Raw genomic sequence first — 18984 nt, 5'->3', positions numbered from 1 at the left:
GCGACCGGCCGTGGCCGGAGGGGGACTACTGCTTGGCGAAGGTCGTCGAGACGCGGTTCTCGTCGAGAGTCACGCCCGCCGACGCCGGGTCGAGCTCGATCCGGGTGCTGTCGTCGCAGAAGAACTCACCGCGCTCCTCGGGGAAGACCTGCGTGTATTCCGAACCTTCGACCCGGAGGACCAGACCACAGGTGGTGGGCATGTTCTCGCCCGGGTTGGACGGCGCGTGCAGGCCGCCGCCGGACCACTCGGTGGTGTTGTCGAGGTTGCTCATCACGCAGTCACGGGTGAGGTCCGCACCGCACGCGTCGGCGGCAGTGGCCCACAGCAGGAAGGCGGAGGTGGCCTGCATGCCGAGCAGCGACGGGGTGGTCCCGGCCTCCTCGATCAGGTCGATGTAGTCCTGGACGGCCGGCACGAGGTCGGCGTTCTCGAGCGGCTGGAACATCGAGCCGATCAGCGCACCGTCGATGGCACCGGACTCGCCGTTCCAGCCCCGCACCATCTCGGAGTACCACGTGGTCTCCAGGACGTACTGGATGTCGGCGTCGACCCGCTGCAGCGCCTCGAAGAGACCGAACGCGATGGGGCTGGGGCTGTTGGTGTTCCACAGGGTCGCGACGTCACAGTTCTTGAGCTTCTGCGCGAACGGCACGTAGTTGGGCTCGCCCTCCTGGCCGATCGTCACGCCACAGTCCTTGAGGTTCATCTCCAACTCGCCGAAGGCCTTGATCACCCGGCTGAGGCCCAGCTGGACGGCGGGCGAGGAGGAGCCGACCATGCCGACGCTCTCCTTGAACGCGGGCTCGACCTCGATCAGGGCGGTCAGCATCGCGCCGTTGTAGTAGTCGACCGGCAGCGGGACGGGCTCGTACTTGTTGGGACCCATCGCGGTGTTGGGGCCGACCGCGAAGGCCGGGACGCTCGGCAGGTCGCAGCCGACGCGGAACTGCTCGCCCGCCTCGTCGTAGCCGAAGCCGTGGGCGACGAGCATGAAGTCGCGCTGGCAGGACTTCTGGACCACTGCCGCGGCGTTCGTGATCGCGGCGTCATAGCGGTTGCCCACCAGCTTGCGGCCGTTGATGCCGCCCTGGTCGTTGCACCAGGCGATCATCGCCTCGACCGTGTCGCCCATCTCCTTGTTGAGGCCCGGCGCACCCACGAACCCGCGGTCGTCGCCGTAGCCGATGGTGATGTCGCGGTCGGTCACACCCTGGTCGGTGGCGCCGGTGGCGCCGGTGGCGTCGCCCTCGCCGCAGGGTGACTCGAGGTCCCCGAAGCTCGCGGCCGCGGCCGGGGACTCGGAGGTGTCTCCGGTGGCGGGCTGGGCTGCGTCGTCGTCGTCGCGCTCTGCGCCGCAGGCGCTGGCGGCCAGCGCCAGGACCAGGGCGGCGGCGCCGACTCGGACCCCGCGCCGGCTCCTGAGGTTTCTCATCTGCGATCGATCTCCTTCTCGCTGACCGCCGGGGGCGGCAGGTGCGGGTGGGTGGCCGGTGACGACGGGCATCGCCCGGCGGGGCAGGTCCCGGACCCTGCGGGACCGAGCATGAATGTGACCCACACCACGGCTCCGTCGGTTGTCCCGGTCACCGGGACATATCGAGATCCCGCAGCAGCAAACGGCAGACGAGCTCGGTGTCGGCGCGCACCTGTGTCGGCCCGATGTGGCCGTTGAGGGCGCTCATCACGATGCCGTACCACGCCTGCTCCACCAGCCGGAGCAGGCGCAGGTCCTGCTCGGTGGGCTCGTCGAAACCGCCGGCGGCGAGCATCAGGTCGAGGAACACGTACGTCACCGCCGCGCTCGGGTTGTGGGCGACAGTCGCGTTGTTGGACTGCACCATGGCGTGCGTCAGCAGCGGGGTGCGCAGCATGTCGTCCCCCATCTGGCACAGCAGCCGGCCGATGCCCTCCGCGGGGTCCGCAGCCGGGGGCTCGACGACCAGGTCGACCAGTCGCTCCACCCGGTGTCGCATCAGCGCCGTGAACAGGTGGGTCTTCGACGGGAAGTAGCGGTAGAGCGTGGCGATCGCGACACCGGCGTCACGCGCGACGTCGAGCATCTGCACACGTTCGAGACCCTTGGCTGCGCCGTGCTTGGCGGCGGCGCGAAGGATCCGGCGATAGCGCTCGCGCTGGTCCGGCGAGACGGGCTCGGCGGGCAGCCGGTCCTCGGCAAGTCGTGGCACCTGCCCTCCTTCGGTCGGGCACCACCATGAGCGGCGGCCCGGAGGGCGGCAACGACGCCAACCGGTGAGTGGGATGCTGCGGAGCGCTCGTGGCTCAGACCGAGCGCAGGACCCGGCCGCGGCGGTGCTCGAGGTCGGGGTAGAGCTCGCGCGAGACCTGACGAGCGGCGTCGAGGACGAGCGGAGCGACGCGTTCGTACGCCGTGGTCGAGTCGCCGACGACGGAGATGGCGCCGATCGGCCCCTCGGGGGCGTGCACGGCAGCGGCCACGCAGGCGATGTCGTCGTAGCACTCGCCTCGCTCGACGGCGAGCCCGTGGCGCACGCGCACCCGGTGCAGCTCACGGTGCAGCGATGCGAGGTCGGACACCGTGCTGGTGGTCATCGCGCGCAGGTCGTCGCCGACCAGCTCATCGACCTCCTCGGCGGGGAGCCACGCGAGCATGGCGCGACCCAGCGCCGTGCAGTGGGCCGGGGCATAGCCCCCCACGCGCGACGGCACCGTCACCGCCGTACGCGATCCCAGCTTGTCGAGGTAGTGGACGCAGCCCTCGTCGAGCACGGCCAGATGCACGGTCAGGCCCGTGCGCAGCATCAGATCGTGCAGGTGCGGGGCGGCGACCGCCCGCAGCTCGGAGGTGTCGCCGGCGGCACCGGCCAGCTGGAGCGCACGGGGGCCGAGGCAGTAGCCGAAGCCTGCGTGCTGCAGCCACCCCAGCTTGAGCAGCTGGTCGAGGATGCGGTGCGCCGTCGAGCGCGGCAGGTGGGTCGCGCGGGCGACCTCCTCGAGCGTCAGCCGGGTGGTCCGGCCGGGGAAGGCGTCCAGGATCAGCGTCATCCGTTCGACCATGGACGGCGGGATGGTGGGGCGTTCGCGTGCTTCGACGGGGCCGACGGACATGGGTTCCCTCCCCAGAGAACTGAAACAAATTCTAGGCGGCCGAACAGCGCCACTCTAGGCGCGATGTGACCTGCGTCGCAGCCGAAAACTGAAATTCGTTCCACCGCGCCGGACTCAACGGTCGACGCACTCAGGTGGTTCTCCAGCAGGATCGAACGGCGTCGCTGCGCACATCCCCACGGTGGCGGTCACATGCTGGGAGAACTCCTCGCCGGCGATGGCGTAGTCGATGACGAACCCCTCCACCACAACAGCCTGCTCCGATGGTTCCGGAAGCAGCACGGCCACCTCGAGCCCGGTCACCGAGCTTTCGGAGTCGCAGGACTCGACCTGCCCGGAGGTGTCCTTCCACTCGCCGAACGCGTCCTCCATCTCGGAGATCGTTCCCGACGCGTACTTCAGGGGTTCGTTCTGCTCGGGCCAGGCGGCCGCGAACTCGATGTCGGCCTCGTCGGCACCTGTCACCGCCTTCGGGCGCAGGTCGCGAATCGTCACCACCTTCGCGTCCCCTTCGACGCAGCCGGGGAACGCCATGAAGGAAGGCCCGTTCAGCGGGTACATGATGCCGGCGAAGTTCCCAGCAGTGAACTCCAGCGGCCCGGCGTTCCCGGAGGCGTCGGATCCGGTACAGCTGCTCAGCAGGGCAAACGCCGCAACGACAGCCGGGATTCGAGCGAGCCAGGGTCCCCGTTGCCCTGCGCCGGTAGAGCGGAACCCGCGTTGACCCATGAGGTGGAGCCTCCCGAGAGAACAGCCCAATCACTTCCGGACGGAAAAGTGCCCAGCCCCCCACTCAACGCGGGGGACTGGGCACTCACATCGGTGGCAGGTGCAGGATTCGAACCTGCGTAGGCATAAGCCGACGGATTTACAGTCCGTTTCCATTGGCCACTCGGACAACCTGCCATGTCGCCTGCCGGAATCGACCCGTGGTTGGTCCCGGCGCAACGACAGGGAAGAATACAACAGCCGTGGCGCCGGGCCACAATCGCCCGCCCGCGCCCCCAGACAGACCGCACGACCCATCCGCACCACCGACCGGAGGACCAGCCCACCATGGCCGACTCGTCGTTCGACATCGTCAGCAAGCTCGACCAGCAGGAGATCGACAACGCCATCAACCAGACGCAGCGCGAGATCGCCCAGCGCTTCGACTTCAAGGGCACCGGCGCCTCCATCGAGCGCAAGGGCGACAACGCCGTCGAGATCTCGGCGAGCGCCGACGACCGGGCGAGCGCCGTCCTCGACGTCTTCAAGGACAAGCTGATCAAGCGCAACCAGTCGCTGAAGATCCTCGAGGCCGACGAGCCGCGTCAGTCCGGCAAGGAGTCCAAGATCGCGGTCGCGCTCAAGGAGGGCATCAGCCAGGAGCAGGCCAAGAAGGTCGGCAAGCTCATCCGCGACGAGGGCCCCAAGGGCGTCAAGGTCCAGGTGCAGGGCGACGAGCTGCGCGTCAGCAGCAAGAAGCGCGACGACCTGCAGGCGGTCATCGCCCTGGTCAAGGAGCAGGACTACGACTTCCCGGTCCAGTTCACCAACTACCGCTGAGGTCAGCGCCCGACGGCGTACCCCTGCATCCCACGAGGGTTCGCCGCGGCGCCGAGGCGGCCGGTCGCGGGGTCGCGGGTGACGGCGGAGAGCCGACCGAGGGACCAGGGTGCGCTGCGGGTGACGCGGTGGCCGCGGCGCTCGAGGTCGGCGACGACGCCCACGTCGAACCGGTCCTCCACCAGCAGCCCGCCCGGGTTCCACGCGCGCGGCCAGAACGAGTTGGGGAACGCCGCCGAGCTCAGCATCGGCGCGTCGATCGCCTCCTGCGGGCTCATGCCGCCGGCAAGCGTGCGCAGCAGGTAGAGCAGCTGCCACTGGTCCTGGTCGTCGCCACCGGGCGTGCCGAGCGCGCTGACGGCCTCGTCGTCGTGCAGCACCAGCGTCGGGGTCAGCGTCATCCGCGGTCGTCGGCCGGGCTCCAGCGCGCTCGGCGCGGCCGGGTCGAGCCAGCACTGCTGCAGGCGCGTGCCGAGGGCGAAGCCGACCTCGGGGATGAAGGGCGAGGACTGCAACCATCCGCCCGAGGGAGTCGCGGAGATCATCGTGCCCCAGCGGTCGACGACGTCGAGGTGGCAGGTGTCGCCCTGCATGATGCCGCTGCGCCGCACCGTCGGCTCCCCCGCCGCGACGTCGGTGGGCGCGAGGTGCGACTCGACGAGCGGGGGGTGGTACGGCGTACGCCCGCCCGGACTGCCCGGGCGGAGCTCGAATGAGGCGTCGTCGGTGATGAGGACGCGGCGGGAAGCCAGGTAGTCGCGGTCGAGCAGCGCGGCGACGGGGACGTCGTCGCGGTCGCCCAGGAAGCCGTCGCGGTCGGCCATCGCCAGCTTGATCGTCTCCACGACCAGGTGCAGCGCGGCCGGGTCGGTGAGGTCGAGCGCCTCGTCGGACGCGGCGTCGAGGATGCCGAGCGTCTGCAGCAACGAGATGCCCTGCGTCCACGGTCCGCACTTCGCGATGCGATGCCCCCGGAACGTGCCGACGACCGCGGGCTCGAAGTGGGCGCGGTGCGCGGCGAGGTCGGATCCGGTGAGCAGCCCGGCGTACGTGCCGCCGTCGGAGTGCCGGTGCGGGGTGCGCACGAACGCGTTGATCGCCTCGGCGACGAAGCCCTCGGCCCACGTACGCCGTACCGCATCGATGCGCTCCTCACGGCTGGCGCCCGTGCCGGCGGCGACGAGCCGCTCGAGGGTGCGTGCCCAGGGCTGGTTGGTGAGCTGCGCCCCCGCCGCGGGGACACCATCGGCCAACCACTGCGCCGCCGACGTGGGCCAGTGCTGGCGGAAGAGGTCCTCGACGGTCGCGATCGTCCGGTGGATCGTCGGCACCACCGGGAAGCCGCGCGTGGCGTAGTGCAGCGCGTACGCCGCGACGTCGGAGAGCTCCCACGTGCCGTGGTCGCGCAGCAGGAGTAGCCACGCGTCGGACTGGCCCGGCACCGCCGCGGCGAGCGCGCCAGCGCCCGGCACGAGGTCCAGCCCGAGATCGGCGTACCGCTCGATGGTCGCGGCGGCGGGCGCCGGGCCGGTGCCGCTCAGCGCAAGGGGCGCGTCGGCGTCGGCGTGGTGCAGCAGCAGCGCCATGTCCCCGCCGGGACCGTTGAGATGCGGCTCGACGACCTGCAACACGAGGCCACCCGCGACGGCGGCGTCGGCGGCATTGCCTCCGCGCTCGAGCACGGCCATCGCCGACGAGCTGGCCAGCCAGTGCGTGCTGGCCACCATGCCGAAGGTGCCGTCGAGGTCGGGGCGGGTGGTGAAGGTCGGCGTACGCACTCCCCCACTGAACCTCATTGGCCCCAGAGACAACACCGGTCGAACGAAACTGGGCGCCTGAGGCGTCAGTTTCGTTCGACCAGCGGGCGTGTCGTTAGTCGGGCGGTGAAACTGCCCGGAGCGTCAGAGACCGAGGTCGCGGCCGATGAGCTCCTTCATGATCTCGTTGGAGCCGGCCCAGATCTTCGAGACGCGGGCGTCGCGCCAGGCGCGGGCGACGCGGTACTCGTTCATGAAGCCGTAGCCGCCGTGCAGCTGGACGCAGTGGTCGAGCACCTCGTTCTGCACCTGCGAGCTCCACCACTTCGCCTTCGCGGCGTCGACCGGGGTGAGCTCACCCTGGTCGTGGGCGACGACGCACTGGTCGATGTAGGTCTCGGTGACCTCGATGCGGGTGAACAGGTCGGCGAGCAGGAACTTGTTGTGCTGGAACTGCCCGATCGACTGGCCGAAGGCCTTGCGGTCCTTGGCGTACTGCAGCGTCTCGATGAGGATCTGCTTGGCGTGCGCGACGTTGGAGACCGCACAGCCCAGACGCTCCTGCGGCAGCTTCTGCATCATGTGGATGAAGCCGCTGTCGACCTCGCCGACGACCTCGGCGTCGGTGACCCGGACGTCTTCGAAGAACAGCTCGGCGGTGTCGGACTCGTCCTGGCCGACCTTGTCGAGCTTGCGGCCGCGGCTGAAGCCGGGCTTGGTGGTCTCGACGGCGAACAGCGTGATGCCGCGCGACTTCTTCTCCGGGCTGGTGCGCGCGGCGACGAGGACCAGGTCGGCGGAGAAGCCGTTGGTGATGAAGGTCTTGGACCCGTTGATGACCCACTCGTCGCCGTCGCGGACGGCGGTGGTCTTCAGCGCGGCGAGGTCGGAGCCACCGGACGGCTCGGTCATGCCGATGGCCAGCAGGATCTCGCCGCTCGCCACGCCCGGAAGCCAGCGCTGCTTCTGCGCTGGCGTGCCGAGCTCCACGAGATAGGGCGCGGTGATGTCGAAGTGGATCCCGCCGCACGAGCCCAGGGCGGCGTTGACCTTGCTGAGCTCCTCGGCGAGCACGGCGTTGAACCGGTAGTCACCGGCGCCGGCACCGCCGTACTCCTCGGGGATGTTCAGACCCCAGAACCCCTGCTTGCCGCCCTCGATCCAGAACTCGCGCGGGATCGCCTTGTCCTCGGCGTACTGCTCGACGTTGGGCAACACGGTCCGCTCGAGGAACTCGCGCACCGACGAGCGGAAAGCCTCGTGGTCCTCGTTGTAGATCGTGCGGCGCATGGGTCCCCTCCGGTGAGCTCGACTGACGAAGACCGGCGACCTACCGGCCGGTAACGATGGTAGCGAGCCGCCCGAAGGTGCGGTGCGCGTGCCCGCTCAGGCGCTCTGGCGCACCGCGGGCGAGGTCGCGAAGGTGAGGTACCACAGCCCGACCTCGATCGAGCTGCCGTCGGTGAGGACCGCCTCGTGGCCGACCTCGAGGAGCTCACCGTCGACGCGGACCTCCGGAGCGCTGGCCAGCGCGGCGAGCCGATAGCACCCGTCGGCCCCGCGGCGCACGACGGCCTGCACGGGGCTCAGCCCGGGCAGCCGCAGGCCGGCGGACTCGGCCGAGCCGATGGCGGTGGTCTCGGTGAGGAGCTGGACGGCGTCCTCCCAGCCGCGGCCGGCCGGCAGGACGAGGCGGGGCAGCTCGGCGCCGGCGTGGAACGGGCCCGTGCGGGGAAGGAGGTCGGTCACGGTGGCGGCGGGGGCGGTGCGCGTCATTGCAGCTCCTCGGTCTCGCAGGTCGGCCGGCCCGACCTCTCGCAGCCCCTCCTTCCACACGCTGTCGAGATTTACACTCCTGTGGTGGACCAATTGTCGAGGCCGGGCCTCACCATCAGCCAGGTCGCCGCTGCCACCGGCGTGAGCGCCACGACGCTGCGAGCCTGGGAGTCCCGCCACGGGTTCCCCGTGGTCGCGCGCGAGCGGGGGCGGCACCGGCGCTACGCCGCCGGCGCGGTCGACGACGTACGGCGCGTGCTGGCTCTGCGCGCCGACGGGCTCACGCTCGACGCGGCCATCGGCCGCGTGCGCGCTGCCGTGCACCCCACGGACCGCACCGTCTTCGCAGCAGTGCGGCGCCTGCACCCGGAGCTGCCCGTCCAGACGCTCACCAAGCGCACGCTGCTGGCGCTGAGCCACGCGATCGAGAACGAGTGCTGCGCCCGGGCCAGCAGCCCGCATCTGTACGCCGGCTTCCAGCGCCACCGGTTCCTCGACTCCTCCGCGTCCCGCTGGCGCGAGCTCGCGCGCACCGCCGAGGTGGCGGTGGTCGCCGCGACCGGGGTCGGCGACGCGGATCGGCGTACGTCGTTGCAGGTGGTGGAGATCCCGGAGGACTCGCCGCTGGCGCGGGAGTGGTCGGTCGTCTGCCACGCGCCGGACCACAGCGCCGCCCTCGCCGCATGGGAGCTGCCCGGCCAGGAGGGCGTGGCCGACGGCCGACGACGCTTCGAGGCGGTCTGGTCCCTTGACCCGGCGGTGGTGGCCGACGCCGCGGTCGCCGCCCACCGGTTGCTGGGCGGGCTCGGCGTCGCCGATGTCCCCGCCCCGCCACCGGCTCGGCTGCCCGACGCCCGCGAGTCCGCCGCCTGGGGACTCGCCGCGTCCGTGCTCCTGCGCGCGTTGGCCGAGGTGGACACCGCGCACTGAGGCGCTCACACCGCGCGGACGACCGGGACCGTGGTCGCGCCGCGGTGGGGACGCAGCCAGACCCGCGAGCCCACCTCGACGCCGCTGGCGCGGGCGTCGGCCCGGGTGAGGGCGACCTGGGCCTCCTCGCCGTCGACGGTGAGGACGAGCAGCCGCACCTCGAACCCGACGCGGGTGAGCCGGGCGACCTCGCCGGCGTGCACCTCGGACGGGTCGTCGGCGACCGGGACGGTGTGCACCTCGATGTCGTGCGGGCGGATCAGCTGGCCGCCGAGGCGGGTGACGTCGCCGAGGAAGCCCATGACGAAGTCGTTTGCCGGGGCGTCGTAGAGCTCGTCGGGCGCGCCGATCTGCTCGATGCGCCCCTGGTTGATCACGACGATCTCGTCGGCGACCTCGAGCGCCTCCTCCTGGTCGTGGGTCACGAAGACCGTGGTCACGTGCACCCCGTCGTGCAGCCGGCGCAACCAGTCGCGCAGCTCCTTGCGCACCTTCGCGTCCAGGGCGCCGAACGGCTCGTCGAGGAGCAGGACCGACGGCTCGATCGCCAGCGCCCGCGCGAGCGCCATCCGCTGCCGTTGGCCACCCGAGAGCTGGGCGGGCAGCCGGTGGGCGAACTGGTCGAGGTGGACCAGCTCCAGCAGCTCGATGACCTTGCGCTGGATCTCGTCCTTGGGACGCTTGCGGATCTCCAACCCGAAGGCAACGTTCTTGGCGACGCTCATGTGCTTGAACGCCGCGTAGTGCTGGAAGACGAAGCCCACGTTGCGCTTCTGCGCCGGCAGCCCCGTCGCGTCCTTGCCCTCGATGACGACGCGCCCGCTGTCGGCGCTCTCCAGCCCGGCGATGATGCGAAGCAGCGTCGACTTGCCGCCGCCGGACGGGCCGAGCAGCGCAGTGAGCCCGCCGCTGGGAATCGTGAGGTCGACGTCCTGGAGGGCGACGAAGTCGCCGAAGCTCTTCGTGACGCCGGTGATCTCGATGCTCATGACGGCATCCCTTCTCGCCTCATCGGCGTTCTTCCTTCGGGCGGATGATCGCCACGATCACGATGCACGCGACGGACACCAGGGCGAGCAGAAAGGCGGTCGCGTACGCCCCCTGTTGGTCGAAATTGAGGTACTTCTCCTCGACGACGAGCGTCGCCGTGCGGGTCTGGCCCAGGACGTTGCCGGACACGACCTTCACCGCGCCGAACTCCCCGAGCGAGCGCGCCAGGCTGAGCACGACGCCGTACACCACGGCCCACTTGATGGCAGGCAGGGTGATCCGGCGGAAGGTCTGCCAGCTGTTGGCGCCCAGGCTGCGCGCGGCCTGCTCCTGCTCGGTGCCGATCTCCTGCAGCACCGGCACGACCTCGCGGATCACCAGCGGCAGCGCCACGAACACCGTCGCCATCACGATGCCGGGGGTGGCGAAGATGACCTGGAACCCCGCGCTCTCGAGCGTGGGGCCGAACCAGCCGTTGCGCCCGCCGTACACGAGGACCAGCGCGAGCCCCACCACGATCGGCGACACCGACAGTGGCAGGTCGATCAGTGCGCTCAACAGGCGCTTGCCGGGGAACTCCTGGCGCACCAGCAGCAGTGACATGCCGACGCCGAAGACCGTGTTGACGACGACCGCGATGATCGCGACCGTCACGGTCAGCTGCAGGGCGGTGATCACGTCGGGGTCGGTGAGGATCGCCTCCAGCGAGGCGAAGCCGTCCTCGAAGGTGTTGACGGCGACCAGCGACACCGGCCACGCGACGAGCAGGAAGAGGTACGCCGCCACGACGAGGCGCAGCACGTAGGTGGTCGGCGTACGCCGGGCCCGGGTCCTTGTCTCAGACACGGCCCGACACCCGCCTCTGGATCACGTCGAGCAGGACGATCACGGCCAGCGAGATCGCCAGCAGCACGGTGGCAGTGGCGGCGGCGCCGGCGAGGTTGTTGTTCTCGATGCTGGAGAGGATCCGCACCGACGTCACCTCGGTCTTGAACGGCAGGTTGCCCGACAGCAGGACGAGCGAGCCGTACTCACTCACGCCGCGGGCGAACGACAGCGCCGCGCCCGCCGTGATCGCCGGGACGAGGCTCGGCAGGATCACCCGCCGGAAGGTCGTCACCTTGCCCGCGCCCAGTGACGCCGCCGCCTCCTCGACCTCGCGGTCGAGCTCGGCGAGCGTCGGCTGCACCATGCGGACGACGAACGGCAGCGTGACGAAGAGGAACGCCAAGAACACCGCCGAGCGCTGGTTGGCCACGTCGATGCCGAGGGGTGAGTCCTTGCCATAGAGCGCGAGCAGGACCAGGCCGGCGACGATCGTGGGGAGTGCGAACGGGATGTCGATGAGCACCTCGAGCAGCGCCTTGCCGCGGAAGTGGTCGCGGACCAGCACCCAGGCGATCAGCGTGCCCATGACGACGTTGACGACAGTCACGAGCGCGGCCTGGCCGACGGTGAGCCGGATCGCGGCAGCGGTCTGCTCGCTGGTGACGGTGCGCCAGAACAGGTCCCACCCACCGCCGGCCGCGGTGAAGACGACGGCGCTCAGAGGGATCAGCACGAGCAGGCTGAACCACGTCATCGCCAGGCCGAGGCCGAGGCCGGAGGCGCGGGTGAGGGTGCTCACTCGGCCTTGCCCGAGGCGATGATCGCCTTGGTCACGATGCCGTCCTCCTCGTCGAAGAACTTCGCCGACAGCTCCGACCAGCTGCCGAAGTCCTCCTCCACCGTCAGCAGGCGGGGCACGGCCGGGAACGGGTCGCTCGGGTCGTTGGCGCCCTCGACGGTCCCGCCGAAGTCGACGTCGTCACGGATCGGGCGGAAGCCGGTCAGCGCGAACTGGCGCTGGCCCTCGTCGCTGAGGACGAAGTCGAGCCAGTCCTGCGCCTTGGGGTCGGCGCCCTTGAGGATCGCGCCGGGGTTCTCGATGAGGAGCGTGGTCTCCGGGATGATGTAGTCGAAGCCCTGGCCCGACTGGTTGGCGAGGATCGCCTCGTTCTCGTAGGCCATCAGCACGTCTCCGGTGCCGCCGAGAAAGCTGGTGGTGGCGTCGCGGCCGCTGCCGGGCAGGGAGACGACGTTGGCGAAGAACTTGTCGATGTAGGCGGCCGCCTCCGCCTCGGTGCCGCCGCCGGCGATGACCTGGCCGTACGCCGCGAGCGCGTTCCACCGGGCCGCACCCGAGGAGCCGGGGTTGGGCGTGACGATCTCGACGCCGGGCTCGATCAGGTCCTCCCAGGTCTGGATGTCCTTCGGGTTGCCCTCACGCACGCCGAAGACGACGACGGAACGCGAGACGACGCCCTTGTTGTCCCCGTCGTCCCAGGTCTCGTCGACGAGGCCGGCGTCGACCAACCGCGTCACGTCACTGGCGACGGAGAAGTGGACGTAGTCGGCGTCGAGGCCGGCCTCGACGGCGCGGCTCTGGTCGCCCGAGGCGCCGTACGACGTCTGGAACTCGACGCCCTCGCCCGCGGGCGTCTCGACGAACTCGGCGGCGATGGCCTTGTTGGCCGCCTCGGGGACCGCGAAGCCGACGATGTCGAGGGTAGTGCTGCCGGCCGCGCTGGCGGAGTCCTCGCTCCCGCAGGCGGCGGTCGCGAGCACGGCGGCGGCGACACCGGCGATGAGGGCCAGGCGGCGGGCCTGGCGCGGGCGGGTCGGGACGGAACTGGCGTTCGGGTTCATCGGTCTTCCTTCGGTCAGGGGCGGTCGGCCGCTCGGATCGGTCGACAACTACACACAGTAAGTTAGTAGAGATTAGTTGTTCACTGCAACATGCCGACAAAGTTGCCGATACGTCCGCGCATCGAGACGGCCCGAGCCGGCCGGATGCGGCCGTCACGATGGATGCGTCGGAAGATGGATGACCGAGGGATGCGGCGTCCGAGCGACGTGACGGGTGTTACCGGCGTTTGCCTGTGCCCGTCCCGGCCCGCCTCGTACGCTGGTACTTGGACACCTGTCCAGTTTCGGCGGACGGGATGCAGCAGCGGCCCCCTCCGCGCGTCGACCACGCGCACGAGGCCGCACACCAGGAAGTAGGGACAAGGACGTGACCAAGCAGGTCAAGCAGCTGGACCGGGTGATCATCCGGTTCGCAGGCGACTCCGGTGACGGCATGCAGCTGACCGGTGACCGGTTCACCGCGGAGTCCGCGGCGTTCGGCAACGATCTGTCGACGCTGCCGAACTTCCCCGCCGAGATCCGCGCACCCCAGGGCACGATGGCCGGCGTCTCGTCGTTCCAGGTGCACTTCGCCGACCACGACATCCTCACCCCCGGCGACGCCCCTGACGTGCTGGTGGCGATGAACCCCGCCGCGCTGAAGGCCAACGCCTCCGACCTGCGCCCGGGCGGCACGCTGATCGTCGACACCCACGACTTCACCAAGCGCAATCTCGACAAGGCCGGGTACGCCGCCAACCCGCTCGAGGACGGCTCGCTGGGCGACTTCACTGTCCACACCGTCGACCTGACCGGGATGACGGTGGAGGCGGTCAAGGAGTTCGGGCTCTCGCGCAAGGACGCCGCGCGGGCGAAGAACATGTTCGCCCTGGGCCTGCTGTCGTGGATGTACGGGCGTCCCACCGACTCCACCACCGCGTTCCTCGAGCGGCGCTTCGCGAAGGTCCCCGCGATCCGCGATGCCAACATCACCGCGTTCAAGGCGGGCTGGTACTTCGGCGAGACCACCGAGACGTTCGTGGTGTCGTATGAGATCAAGCCCGCCGCGATGACCGCGGGCACCTACCGCAACATCACCGGCAACCTCGCCACCGCGTACGGCCTGGTCGCGGCCGGCGTGCGCTCGGGCCTGCCGGTGTTCCTCGGCTCCTACCCGATCACCCCGGCCTCCGACATCCTCCACGAGCTCAGCAAGCACAAGCGCTTCGGCGTGACCACGCTGCAGGCCGAGGACGAGATCGCCGGCGTGTGTGCCGCGCTCGGCGCCTCCTTCGGTGGTGCGCTCGGTGTCACCACCACCTCCGGACCGGGTGTTGCGCTCAAGGCCGAGACCATCGGGCTGGCGGTGATGACCGAGCTGCCGTTGCTCGTGATCGACGTGCAGCGCGGTGGCCCCTCGACCGGCCTGCCCACCAAGACCGAGCAGGCCGACCTGCTGCAGGCGATGTATGGCCGCAACGGCGAGTCGCCGCTGCCGGTCGTCGCACCGAAGTCGCCGGCTGACTGCTTCGACGCGACCCTCGAGGCCGCACGCCTCGCGATCAAGTACCGCACTCCCGTGATGCTGCTTTCGGACGGCATGCTCGCCAACGGCTCCGAGCCCTGGCAGCTGCCCGAGGTCGATGAGCTGCCCACGATCGAGCCGAACTTCGCCACCGAGAAGAACCACGGCGAAGGTGACAACGGCGAGGCGACCGACTTCTGGCCCTACCTGCGCGACCCCGAGACCCTGGCCCGCCCCCTGGCCGTGCCCGGCACCCCCGGCCTCGAGCACCGCATCGGCGGGCTGGAGAAGGGCGATGGGCACGGCAACATCTCCTACGACCCCGCCAACCACGACAAGATGGTGCGGATCCGCCAGGCCAAGATCGACGGCATCGCCACCGACATTCCCCCCACCGAGCTCGACGACCCGCACGGTCCCGACAACCCCGCCCGGGTGCTCATCCTCGGGTGGGGGTCGACCTACGGGCCGATCGGTGCCGGCGTACGCCGTGCGCGTCGCGCCGGCCACGCGGTCGCCCAAGCTCACCTGCGCCACCTCAACCCGTTCCCCGCCGACCTCGGCGAGATCCTCGCGCGCTACGAGAAGGTGCTGATCCCCGAGATGAACCTCGGCCAGCTCTCCCTGCTGATCCGCGCCAAGTACCTCGTCGACGCGATCGGCTACAACCAGGTCAACGGCATGCCGCTGAAGGCCGCCCAGCTCGAAGAGGTCATCACCGACCTGGTGACCTCCCTCGACACCACGCAGGAGGCGTGATGACCGCCCAGTCGACTAGCCAGGCCCTTCCGTTCCCCACCCACGGCACCGCCGGCGTACCGACGCTCGCCGAGGGCGAGAAGCAGACCGGCAAGGACTTCACCAGCGACCAGGAGGTCCGATGGTGCCCCGGCTGCGGTGACTACGCCGTGCTCAAGGCCGTGCAGTCGTTCCTGCCCGACCTCGGCCTGCGCCGCGAGAACATCGTCTTCGTCTCCGGCATCGGCTGCTCCTCGCGCTTCCCGTACTACCTCGACACCTACGGGATGCACTCCATCCACGGGCGCGCCCCGGCCATCGCCACCGGCCTGGCGACCGCTCGTGAGGACCTCTCGGTGTGGGTGGTGACCGGTGACGGCGACGCGCTGTCGATCGGCGGCAACCACCTCATCCACGCCCTGCGCCGCAACGTCAACATCAAGATCCTGCTTTTCAACAACCGGATCTACGGCCTCACCAAGGGCCAGTACTCCCCCACCTCCGAGCCCGGCAAGGTCACCAAGTCCACCCCCATGGGCTCGCTCGACCACCCGTTCAACCCGGTCTCGCTCGCGCTCGGTGCCGAGGGCACCTTCGTCGCCCGCACCATCGACTCCGACCGCAAGCACCTCACCTCGGTGCTCGCCGCGGCCGCCGCCCACCGCGGCACCGCGCTGGTGGAGATCTATCAGAACTGCCCGATCTTCAACGACGGCGCGTTCGACGCGATCAAGGACAACGACACCAAGCACGACGCGCTCATCCCGCTCGTCCACGGCGAGCAGATCCGCTTCGGCGCACCCGGCGAGGACGGGCTCGGCACCAAGGCCGTCGTCCGCGACGATCACGGCGTCCGCGTCGTCGAGGCGGCTGACGTCGACGACGCGCAGATCCTCGTCCACGACGAGAAGGCCGACGACCCCGACCTGGCCTTCGCGCTCTCGCGCCTGACCAGCGCCGGCTACCTGCACCAGACCCCCATCGGGATCTTCCGCAACGTCGACCGCGCCACCTACGACGACCAGGCCCGCGCCCAGGTCAACACCGCCGTCGCCGCCCAGACCGACGCCGGCACCACCCCGACCGACGCCCTCACCGGCCTGCTCCACGGCACCGACACCTGGACCGTCGTCTGACCCACCACCGTCATTCGGGGCCGCGTACGGCGGCGCGCAGTGCGGGCAGCACGCTCGCCAGGTCGCCGTCGGCACGCAGTACGACGACCGCTGCGGGCTCGTCGTCCGACCGGGGGCCGTGCAGCTCGAGGATGGCCGCGAGGGCGGTGCGCAGCTGCGTCGCGGGGTCGGCGGTCTCGCCGCGCAGCCAACCGCGCAGGACGTGGTTGTGGGCCGTGACGACCGAGTCGGCGAGCAGCTCGGCACGTAGCTGCACCCCGAGCACGTCGCCGTCGGCGACCTGTCCGGTCTCGGCGAGCCAGGACTGCAGGAACTCGCCGAACACCTGGCGATAGCGCTGCATCCCGGCGAGCTCGCGGTGGCGCAGCGCCGGGACGGTGCGGGTGAGCCGGTAGCGCGCGCGGGCGAGGTCGCCCTCGGCGAGGTAGTGATCGAGCACGACGACAGCCGCCTCGACGACCGCGACCGGGCCCGTGCCGGCGGTCGCGTGCGCGAGCCGGGTGCGGATGCGTTCGAGCAGCACGTCGGCGTCCGGGAAGATCACGTCCTCCTTGGACCCGAAGGTCCGGAAGAACGTCGCCCGTCCGACGCCCGCGCGCGCCGCGATGTCGTCGACCGTCGTCCGGTCGTAGCCCTGCTCCTCGAACAGCGCGAAAGCGGCCGCGACGAGGCGCTCGCTGGTCGATCCGGTCATGCGCTGGACCCTCTCACGGACGGGCGAATGGACGAGCCCCATGGTACGGCGTATCGTTGCTGCGGTACTCAGTCTCACGAAGCCTGGGAGGGCGAACAGATGCAGCGAGTCGGCGTAGTCGGATGCGGCCTCATGGGCGCGGGCATCACGGAGGTCGCAGCGCGCTCGGGCCTCGACGTGGTGGTCGTGGAGTCGAGCCAGGCGGCCGCCGACGCGGGCCGCGACCGGCTGGAGAAGTCACTCGCCCGCGCCGAGTCGCGCGGCAAGATCGACTCCGCCGCCGCCGTGCTCGAGCGCATCCGGGTCGAGACCGACCTGGACGCACTCGCCGACCGTCAGCTCGTGGTCGAGGCGATCCTCGAGGAGGAGACCGCCAAGGTGGAGCTCTTCCGCTCCCTCGACAAGATCGTCGCGGCCGAGGACGCCATCCTCGCCTCCAACACCTCCTCGATCCCGATCATGAAGCTCGGCACCGTGACCCAGCGTCCCCAGCAGGTCATCGGCATCCACTTCTTCAACCCGGTGCCGGTCCTGCAACTGGTCGAGCTCGTCCCGAGCCTGCTGACCTCGCAGGAGACCACCGATCGCTCCCGGGCACTCGCCGAGGAGCAGCTGGGCAAGAAGACGATCCTGTGCCAGGACCGCGCCGGCTTCGTCGTCAACGCGCTTCTCATCCCGTTCGTGCTCTCGGCGATCCGCATGCTCGAGTCCGGCTTCGCCACCGCGGAGGACATCGACCGCGGCTTCGTCCTCGGCGCCGCCCACCCGCAGGGGCCGCTCGCACTGGCCGACCTCATCGGCCTCGACACCATCCAGGCGATCGCACAGTCGCTCTACCAGGAGTTCCGCGAGACGCAGTACGCCCCGCCCCCGCTGCTGCAGCGGATGGTCGACGCCGGCCTGCTCGGCCGCAAGACCGGTCGCGGCTTCTACACCTACTGACCCGAGGAACCGTCATGTATCCGATGTACGCCCTCTCCGAGGAGCACCAGGCGATCCGCGAAGCCGTCCGCGCGGTGGCCGAGGCCAAGATCGCGCCGTACGCCGCCGCCGTCGACGAGGAGTCGCGCTTCCCCGAGGAGGCCGCGAAGGCTCTGCTCGATGCCGACTTCCATGCCGCCCACGTGCCTGAGGAGTACGGCGGTGCCGGCGCGGACGCCCTCGCGACCGTGCTGATCATCGAGGAGGTCGCGCGCGTCTGCGTCTCGTCCTCGCTGATCCCCGCGGTCAACAAGCTCGGCTCCCTCCCGCTGCAGATCGCCGGTAGCGAGGAGCTGAAGGAGAAGTACCTCAAGCGGCTCGCGGCCGGGGACGGCGGCTTCTCCTACTGCCTGTCCGAGCCCGACGCCGGCTCCGACGCCGCGGCGCAGAAGACCCGCGCCGTGCGCGACGGCGACGACTGGGTCCTCAACGGCACCAAGCGGTGGATCACCAACGCTGGCGTGAGCGAGTACTACACCGTCCTCGCGATGACCGACCCCGAGAAGCGCTCGCGCGGCATCAGCGCGTTCGTCGTGGAGAAGTCGGACCCCGGCGTCTCGTTCGGCGCCCCTGAGAAGAAGCTCGGGGTCAAGGGCTCGCCCACCCGCGAGGTCTACCTCGACAACGTGCGCATCCCCGGCGACCGGATCATCGGCGCCGAGGGGACCGGCTTCGAGACCGCGATGAAGACCCTCGACCACACCCGCGTCACCATCGCGGCGCAGGCGGTCGGCGTGGCCCAGGGGGCGCTCGACTACGTGCTCGGCTACGTGCAGGAGCGCCAGCAGTTCGGCAAGAACATCGCCGAGTTCCAGGGCATGCAGTTCATGCTCGCCGACATGGGCATGAAGATCGAGGCCGCCCGCCAGATGACGTACGCCGCTGCAGGCCGCTCCGAGCGCGGCGACAAGGACCTCACGTTCTTCGGTGCCGCGGCCAAGGCCTTCGCCTCCGACGTCGCCATGGAGGTCACCGTCAACGCCGTGCAGGCGCTCGGCGGTTACGGCTACACCCGCGAGTACCCCGTCGAGCGGATGATGCGCGACGCGAAGATCACCCAGATCTACGAGGGCACCAACCAGGTGCAGCGGATCGTGATGGCGCGACAGCTCCTCGCTGGGATCCAGTCGCAGCTCTAAGCCCGGATCCACC

At 70.2% G+C, this 18984-nt stretch carries 18 protein-coding genes and 1 tRNA gene; 6 read left to right on the top strand and 13 right to left on the bottom strand.

Annotation, left to right across the window (positions count from 1 at the left end):
* Nucleotides 1-25: 25 nt before the first annotated feature.
* The 5 genes from J2S59_RS08630 to J2S59_RS08610 form a co-directional block, all read right to left on the bottom strand.
* Nucleotides 26-1435 carry an ABC transporter substrate-binding protein gene (locus tag J2S59_RS08630; protein WP_068118833.1) on the bottom strand — a complete coding sequence of 470 codons (1410 nt, stop codon included), beginning with the start codon at nt 1433-1435 and terminating at the stop codon, nt 26-28.
* 151 nt (nt 1436-1586) lie between these two features.
* Nucleotides 1587-2189, bottom strand: a complete 603-nt coding sequence (locus J2S59_RS08625; RefSeq protein WP_068118830.1) for a TetR/AcrR family transcriptional regulator — start codon at nt 2187-2189, stop codon at nt 1587-1589.
* A gap of 94 nt (nt 2190-2283) precedes the next feature.
* Nucleotides 2284-3090 carry an IclR family transcriptional regulator gene (locus J2S59_RS08620; RefSeq protein WP_068118828.1) on the bottom strand — a complete coding sequence of 269 codons (807 nt, stop codon included), beginning with the start codon at nt 3088-3090 and terminating at the stop codon, nt 2284-2286.
* 114 nt (nt 3091-3204) lie between these two features.
* Nucleotides 3205-3819 carry a hypothetical protein gene (locus J2S59_RS08615; RefSeq protein WP_181641683.1) on the bottom strand — a complete coding sequence of 205 codons (615 nt, stop codon included), beginning with the start codon at nt 3817-3819 and terminating at the stop codon, nt 3205-3207.
* Nucleotides 3820-3913: 94 nt separating this feature from the next.
* Nucleotides 3914-3996, bottom strand: a tRNA-Tyr gene (locus J2S59_RS08610).
* A 150-nt stretch (nt 3997-4146) separates the two neighbouring features.
* Between J2S59_RS08610 and J2S59_RS08605 the strand changes: the two genes are divergently transcribed.
* Nucleotides 4147-4638, top strand: a complete 492-nt coding sequence (locus J2S59_RS08605; protein ID WP_068118823.1) for a YajQ family cyclic di-GMP-binding protein — start codon at nt 4147-4149, stop codon at nt 4636-4638.
* A 2-nt stretch (nt 4639-4640) separates the two neighbouring features.
* Here J2S59_RS08605 and J2S59_RS08600 read toward each other — a convergent pair whose 3' ends face one another.
* From J2S59_RS08600 to J2S59_RS08590, 3 genes are all read right to left on the bottom strand, one after another.
* Complete coding sequence (locus J2S59_RS08600; RefSeq protein WP_306825014.1) at nt 4641-6416, bottom strand: gamma-glutamyltransferase family protein; 1776 nt, start codon at nt 6414-6416, stop codon at nt 4641-4643.
* Between the two features lie 123 nt (nt 6417-6539).
* Nucleotides 6540-7685: an acyl-CoA dehydrogenase family protein gene (locus tag J2S59_RS08595; RefSeq protein ID WP_068120263.1), complete on the bottom strand. Its 1146-nt coding sequence runs from the start codon at nt 7683-7685 to the stop codon at nt 6540-6542.
* A 96-nt stretch (nt 7686-7781) separates the two neighbouring features.
* Entirely contained in the window at nt 7782-8171 is a 390-nt protein-coding gene (locus J2S59_RS08590) for an FHA domain-containing protein (protein ID WP_068120260.1), read from the bottom strand.
* Nucleotides 8172-8255: 84 nt separating this feature from the next.
* Between J2S59_RS08590 and J2S59_RS08585 the strand changes: the two genes are divergently transcribed.
* Entirely contained in the window at nt 8256-9101 is an 846-nt protein-coding gene (locus tag J2S59_RS08585) for a DICT sensory domain-containing protein (protein WP_181641866.1), read from the top strand.
* 5 nt (nt 9102-9106) lie between these two features.
* On the opposite strand, the gene J2S59_RS08580 is transcribed toward J2S59_RS08585, so the two are convergent.
* Genes J2S59_RS08580 through J2S59_RS08565 form a run of 4 tightly spaced genes read right to left on the bottom strand, consistent with a single transcriptional unit; the run spans nt 9107 to nt 12779 of the window.
* A complete protein-coding gene (locus tag J2S59_RS08580; protein WP_068120256.1) occupies nt 9107-10090 on the bottom strand; it encodes a sulfate/molybdate ABC transporter ATP-binding protein in 984 nt (327 codons plus the stop codon).
* 19 nt (nt 10091-10109) lie between these two features.
* Nucleotides 10110-10937: a sulfate ABC transporter permease gene (locus J2S59_RS08575; protein WP_306825013.1), complete on the bottom strand. Its 828-nt coding sequence runs from the start codon at nt 10935-10937 to the stop codon at nt 10110-10112.
* Nucleotides 10930-11718 carry a sulfate ABC transporter permease subunit CysT gene (gene cysT / locus J2S59_RS08570; protein WP_306825012.1) on the bottom strand — a complete coding sequence of 263 codons (789 nt, stop codon included), beginning with the start codon at nt 11716-11718 and terminating at the stop codon, nt 10930-10932. Before cysT ends, J2S59_RS08575 begins: the two co-directional genes overlap by 8 nt.
* Nucleotides 11715-12779: a sulfate ABC transporter substrate-binding protein gene (locus J2S59_RS08565; RefSeq protein ID WP_068123919.1), complete on the bottom strand. Its 1065-nt coding sequence runs from the start codon at nt 12777-12779 to the stop codon at nt 11715-11717. The genes cysT and J2S59_RS08565 overlap by 4 nt, the downstream gene beginning before the upstream one ends.
* A gap of 367 nt (nt 12780-13146) precedes the next feature.
* Between J2S59_RS08565 and J2S59_RS08560 the strand changes: the two genes are divergently transcribed.
* Together J2S59_RS08560 and J2S59_RS08555 are read left to right on the top strand one after the other, a co-directional pair.
* Nucleotides 13147-15042, top strand: coding sequence for a 2-oxoacid:acceptor oxidoreductase subunit alpha (locus tag J2S59_RS08560; RefSeq protein ID WP_068123921.1), 1896 nt, complete (start codon nt 13147-13149; stop codon nt 15040-15042).
* A complete protein-coding gene (locus J2S59_RS08555; RefSeq protein WP_068123923.1) occupies nt 15042-16157 on the top strand; it encodes a 2-oxoacid:ferredoxin oxidoreductase subunit beta in 1116 nt (371 codons plus the stop codon). Before J2S59_RS08560 ends, J2S59_RS08555 begins: the two co-directional genes overlap by 1 nt.
* 10 nt (nt 16158-16167) lie before the next feature.
* On the opposite strand, the gene J2S59_RS08550 is transcribed toward J2S59_RS08555, so the two are convergent.
* Complete coding sequence (locus J2S59_RS08550) at nt 16168-16851, bottom strand: TetR/AcrR family transcriptional regulator (protein ID WP_068123929.1); 684 nt, start codon at nt 16849-16851, stop codon at nt 16168-16170.
* A gap of 99 nt (nt 16852-16950) precedes the next feature.
* Between J2S59_RS08550 and J2S59_RS08545 the strand changes: the two genes are divergently transcribed.
* On the top strand, nt 16951-17793 hold the full coding sequence (locus J2S59_RS08545) for a 3-hydroxybutyryl-CoA dehydrogenase (protein ID WP_181642486.1): 843 nt from the start codon (nt 16951-16953) through the stop codon (nt 17791-17793).
* A 14-nt stretch (nt 17794-17807) separates the two neighbouring features.
* Nucleotides 17808-18971, top strand: coding sequence for an acyl-CoA dehydrogenase family protein (locus J2S59_RS08540; RefSeq protein ID WP_068123927.1), 1164 nt, complete (start codon nt 17808-17810; stop codon nt 18969-18971).
* Nucleotides 18972-18984: the final 13 nt, after the last annotated feature.

Source organism: Nocardioides massiliensis, assembly GCF_030811215.1.
Taxonomy (GTDB): domain Bacteria; phylum Actinomycetota; class Actinomycetes; order Propionibacteriales; family Nocardioidaceae; genus Nocardioides_A; species Nocardioides_A massiliensis.
This window is presented reverse-complemented; position numbering and strand designations above follow the sequence as displayed.

Bases quoted from the DNA above. Each gene is read 5' to 3' on its own strand.
- J2S59_RS08630 (WP_068118833.1), bottom strand. From the start codon at position 1,435: ATGAGAAACCTCAGGAGCCGGCGCGGGGTCCGAGTCGGCGCCGCCGCC.
- J2S59_RS08620 (WP_068118828.1), bottom strand. From the start codon at position 3,090: ATGTCCGTCGGCCCCGTCGAAGCACGCGAACGCCCCACCATCCCGCCG.
- J2S59_RS08615 (WP_181641683.1), bottom strand. From the start codon at position 3,819: ATGGGTCAACGCGGGTTCCGCTCTACCGGCGCAGGGCAACGGGGACCC.
- J2S59_RS08605 (WP_068118823.1), top strand. From the start codon at position 4,147: ATGGCCGACTCGTCGTTCGACATCGTCAGCAAGCTCGACCAGCAGGAG.
- J2S59_RS08595 (WP_068120263.1), bottom strand. From the start codon at position 7,685: ATGCGCCGCACGATCTACAACGAGGACCACGAGGCTTTCCGCTCGTCG.
- J2S59_RS08590 (WP_068120260.1), bottom strand. From the start codon at position 8,171: ATGACGCGCACCGCCCCCGCCGCCACCGTGACCGACCTCCTTCCCCGC.
- J2S59_RS08580 (WP_068120256.1), bottom strand. From the start codon at position 10,090: ATGAGCATCGAGATCACCGGCGTCACGAAGAGCTTCGGCGACTTCGTC.
- J2S59_RS08565 (WP_068123919.1), bottom strand. From the start codon at position 12,779: ATGAACCCGAACGCCAGTTCCGTCCCGACCCGCCCGCGCCAGGCCCGC.
- J2S59_RS08555 (WP_068123923.1), top strand. From the start codon at position 15,042: ATGACCGCCCAGTCGACTAGCCAGGCCCTTCCGTTCCCCACCCACGGC.
- J2S59_RS08550 (WP_068123929.1), bottom strand. From the start codon at position 16,851: ATGACCGGATCGACCAGCGAGCGCCTCGTCGCGGCCGCTTTCGCGCTG.
- J2S59_RS08545 (WP_181642486.1), top strand. From the start codon at position 16,951: ATGCAGCGAGTCGGCGTAGTCGGATGCGGCCTCATGGGCGCGGGCATC.
- J2S59_RS08540 (WP_068123927.1), top strand. From the start codon at position 17,808: ATGTATCCGATGTACGCCCTCTCCGAGGAGCACCAGGCGATCCGCGAA.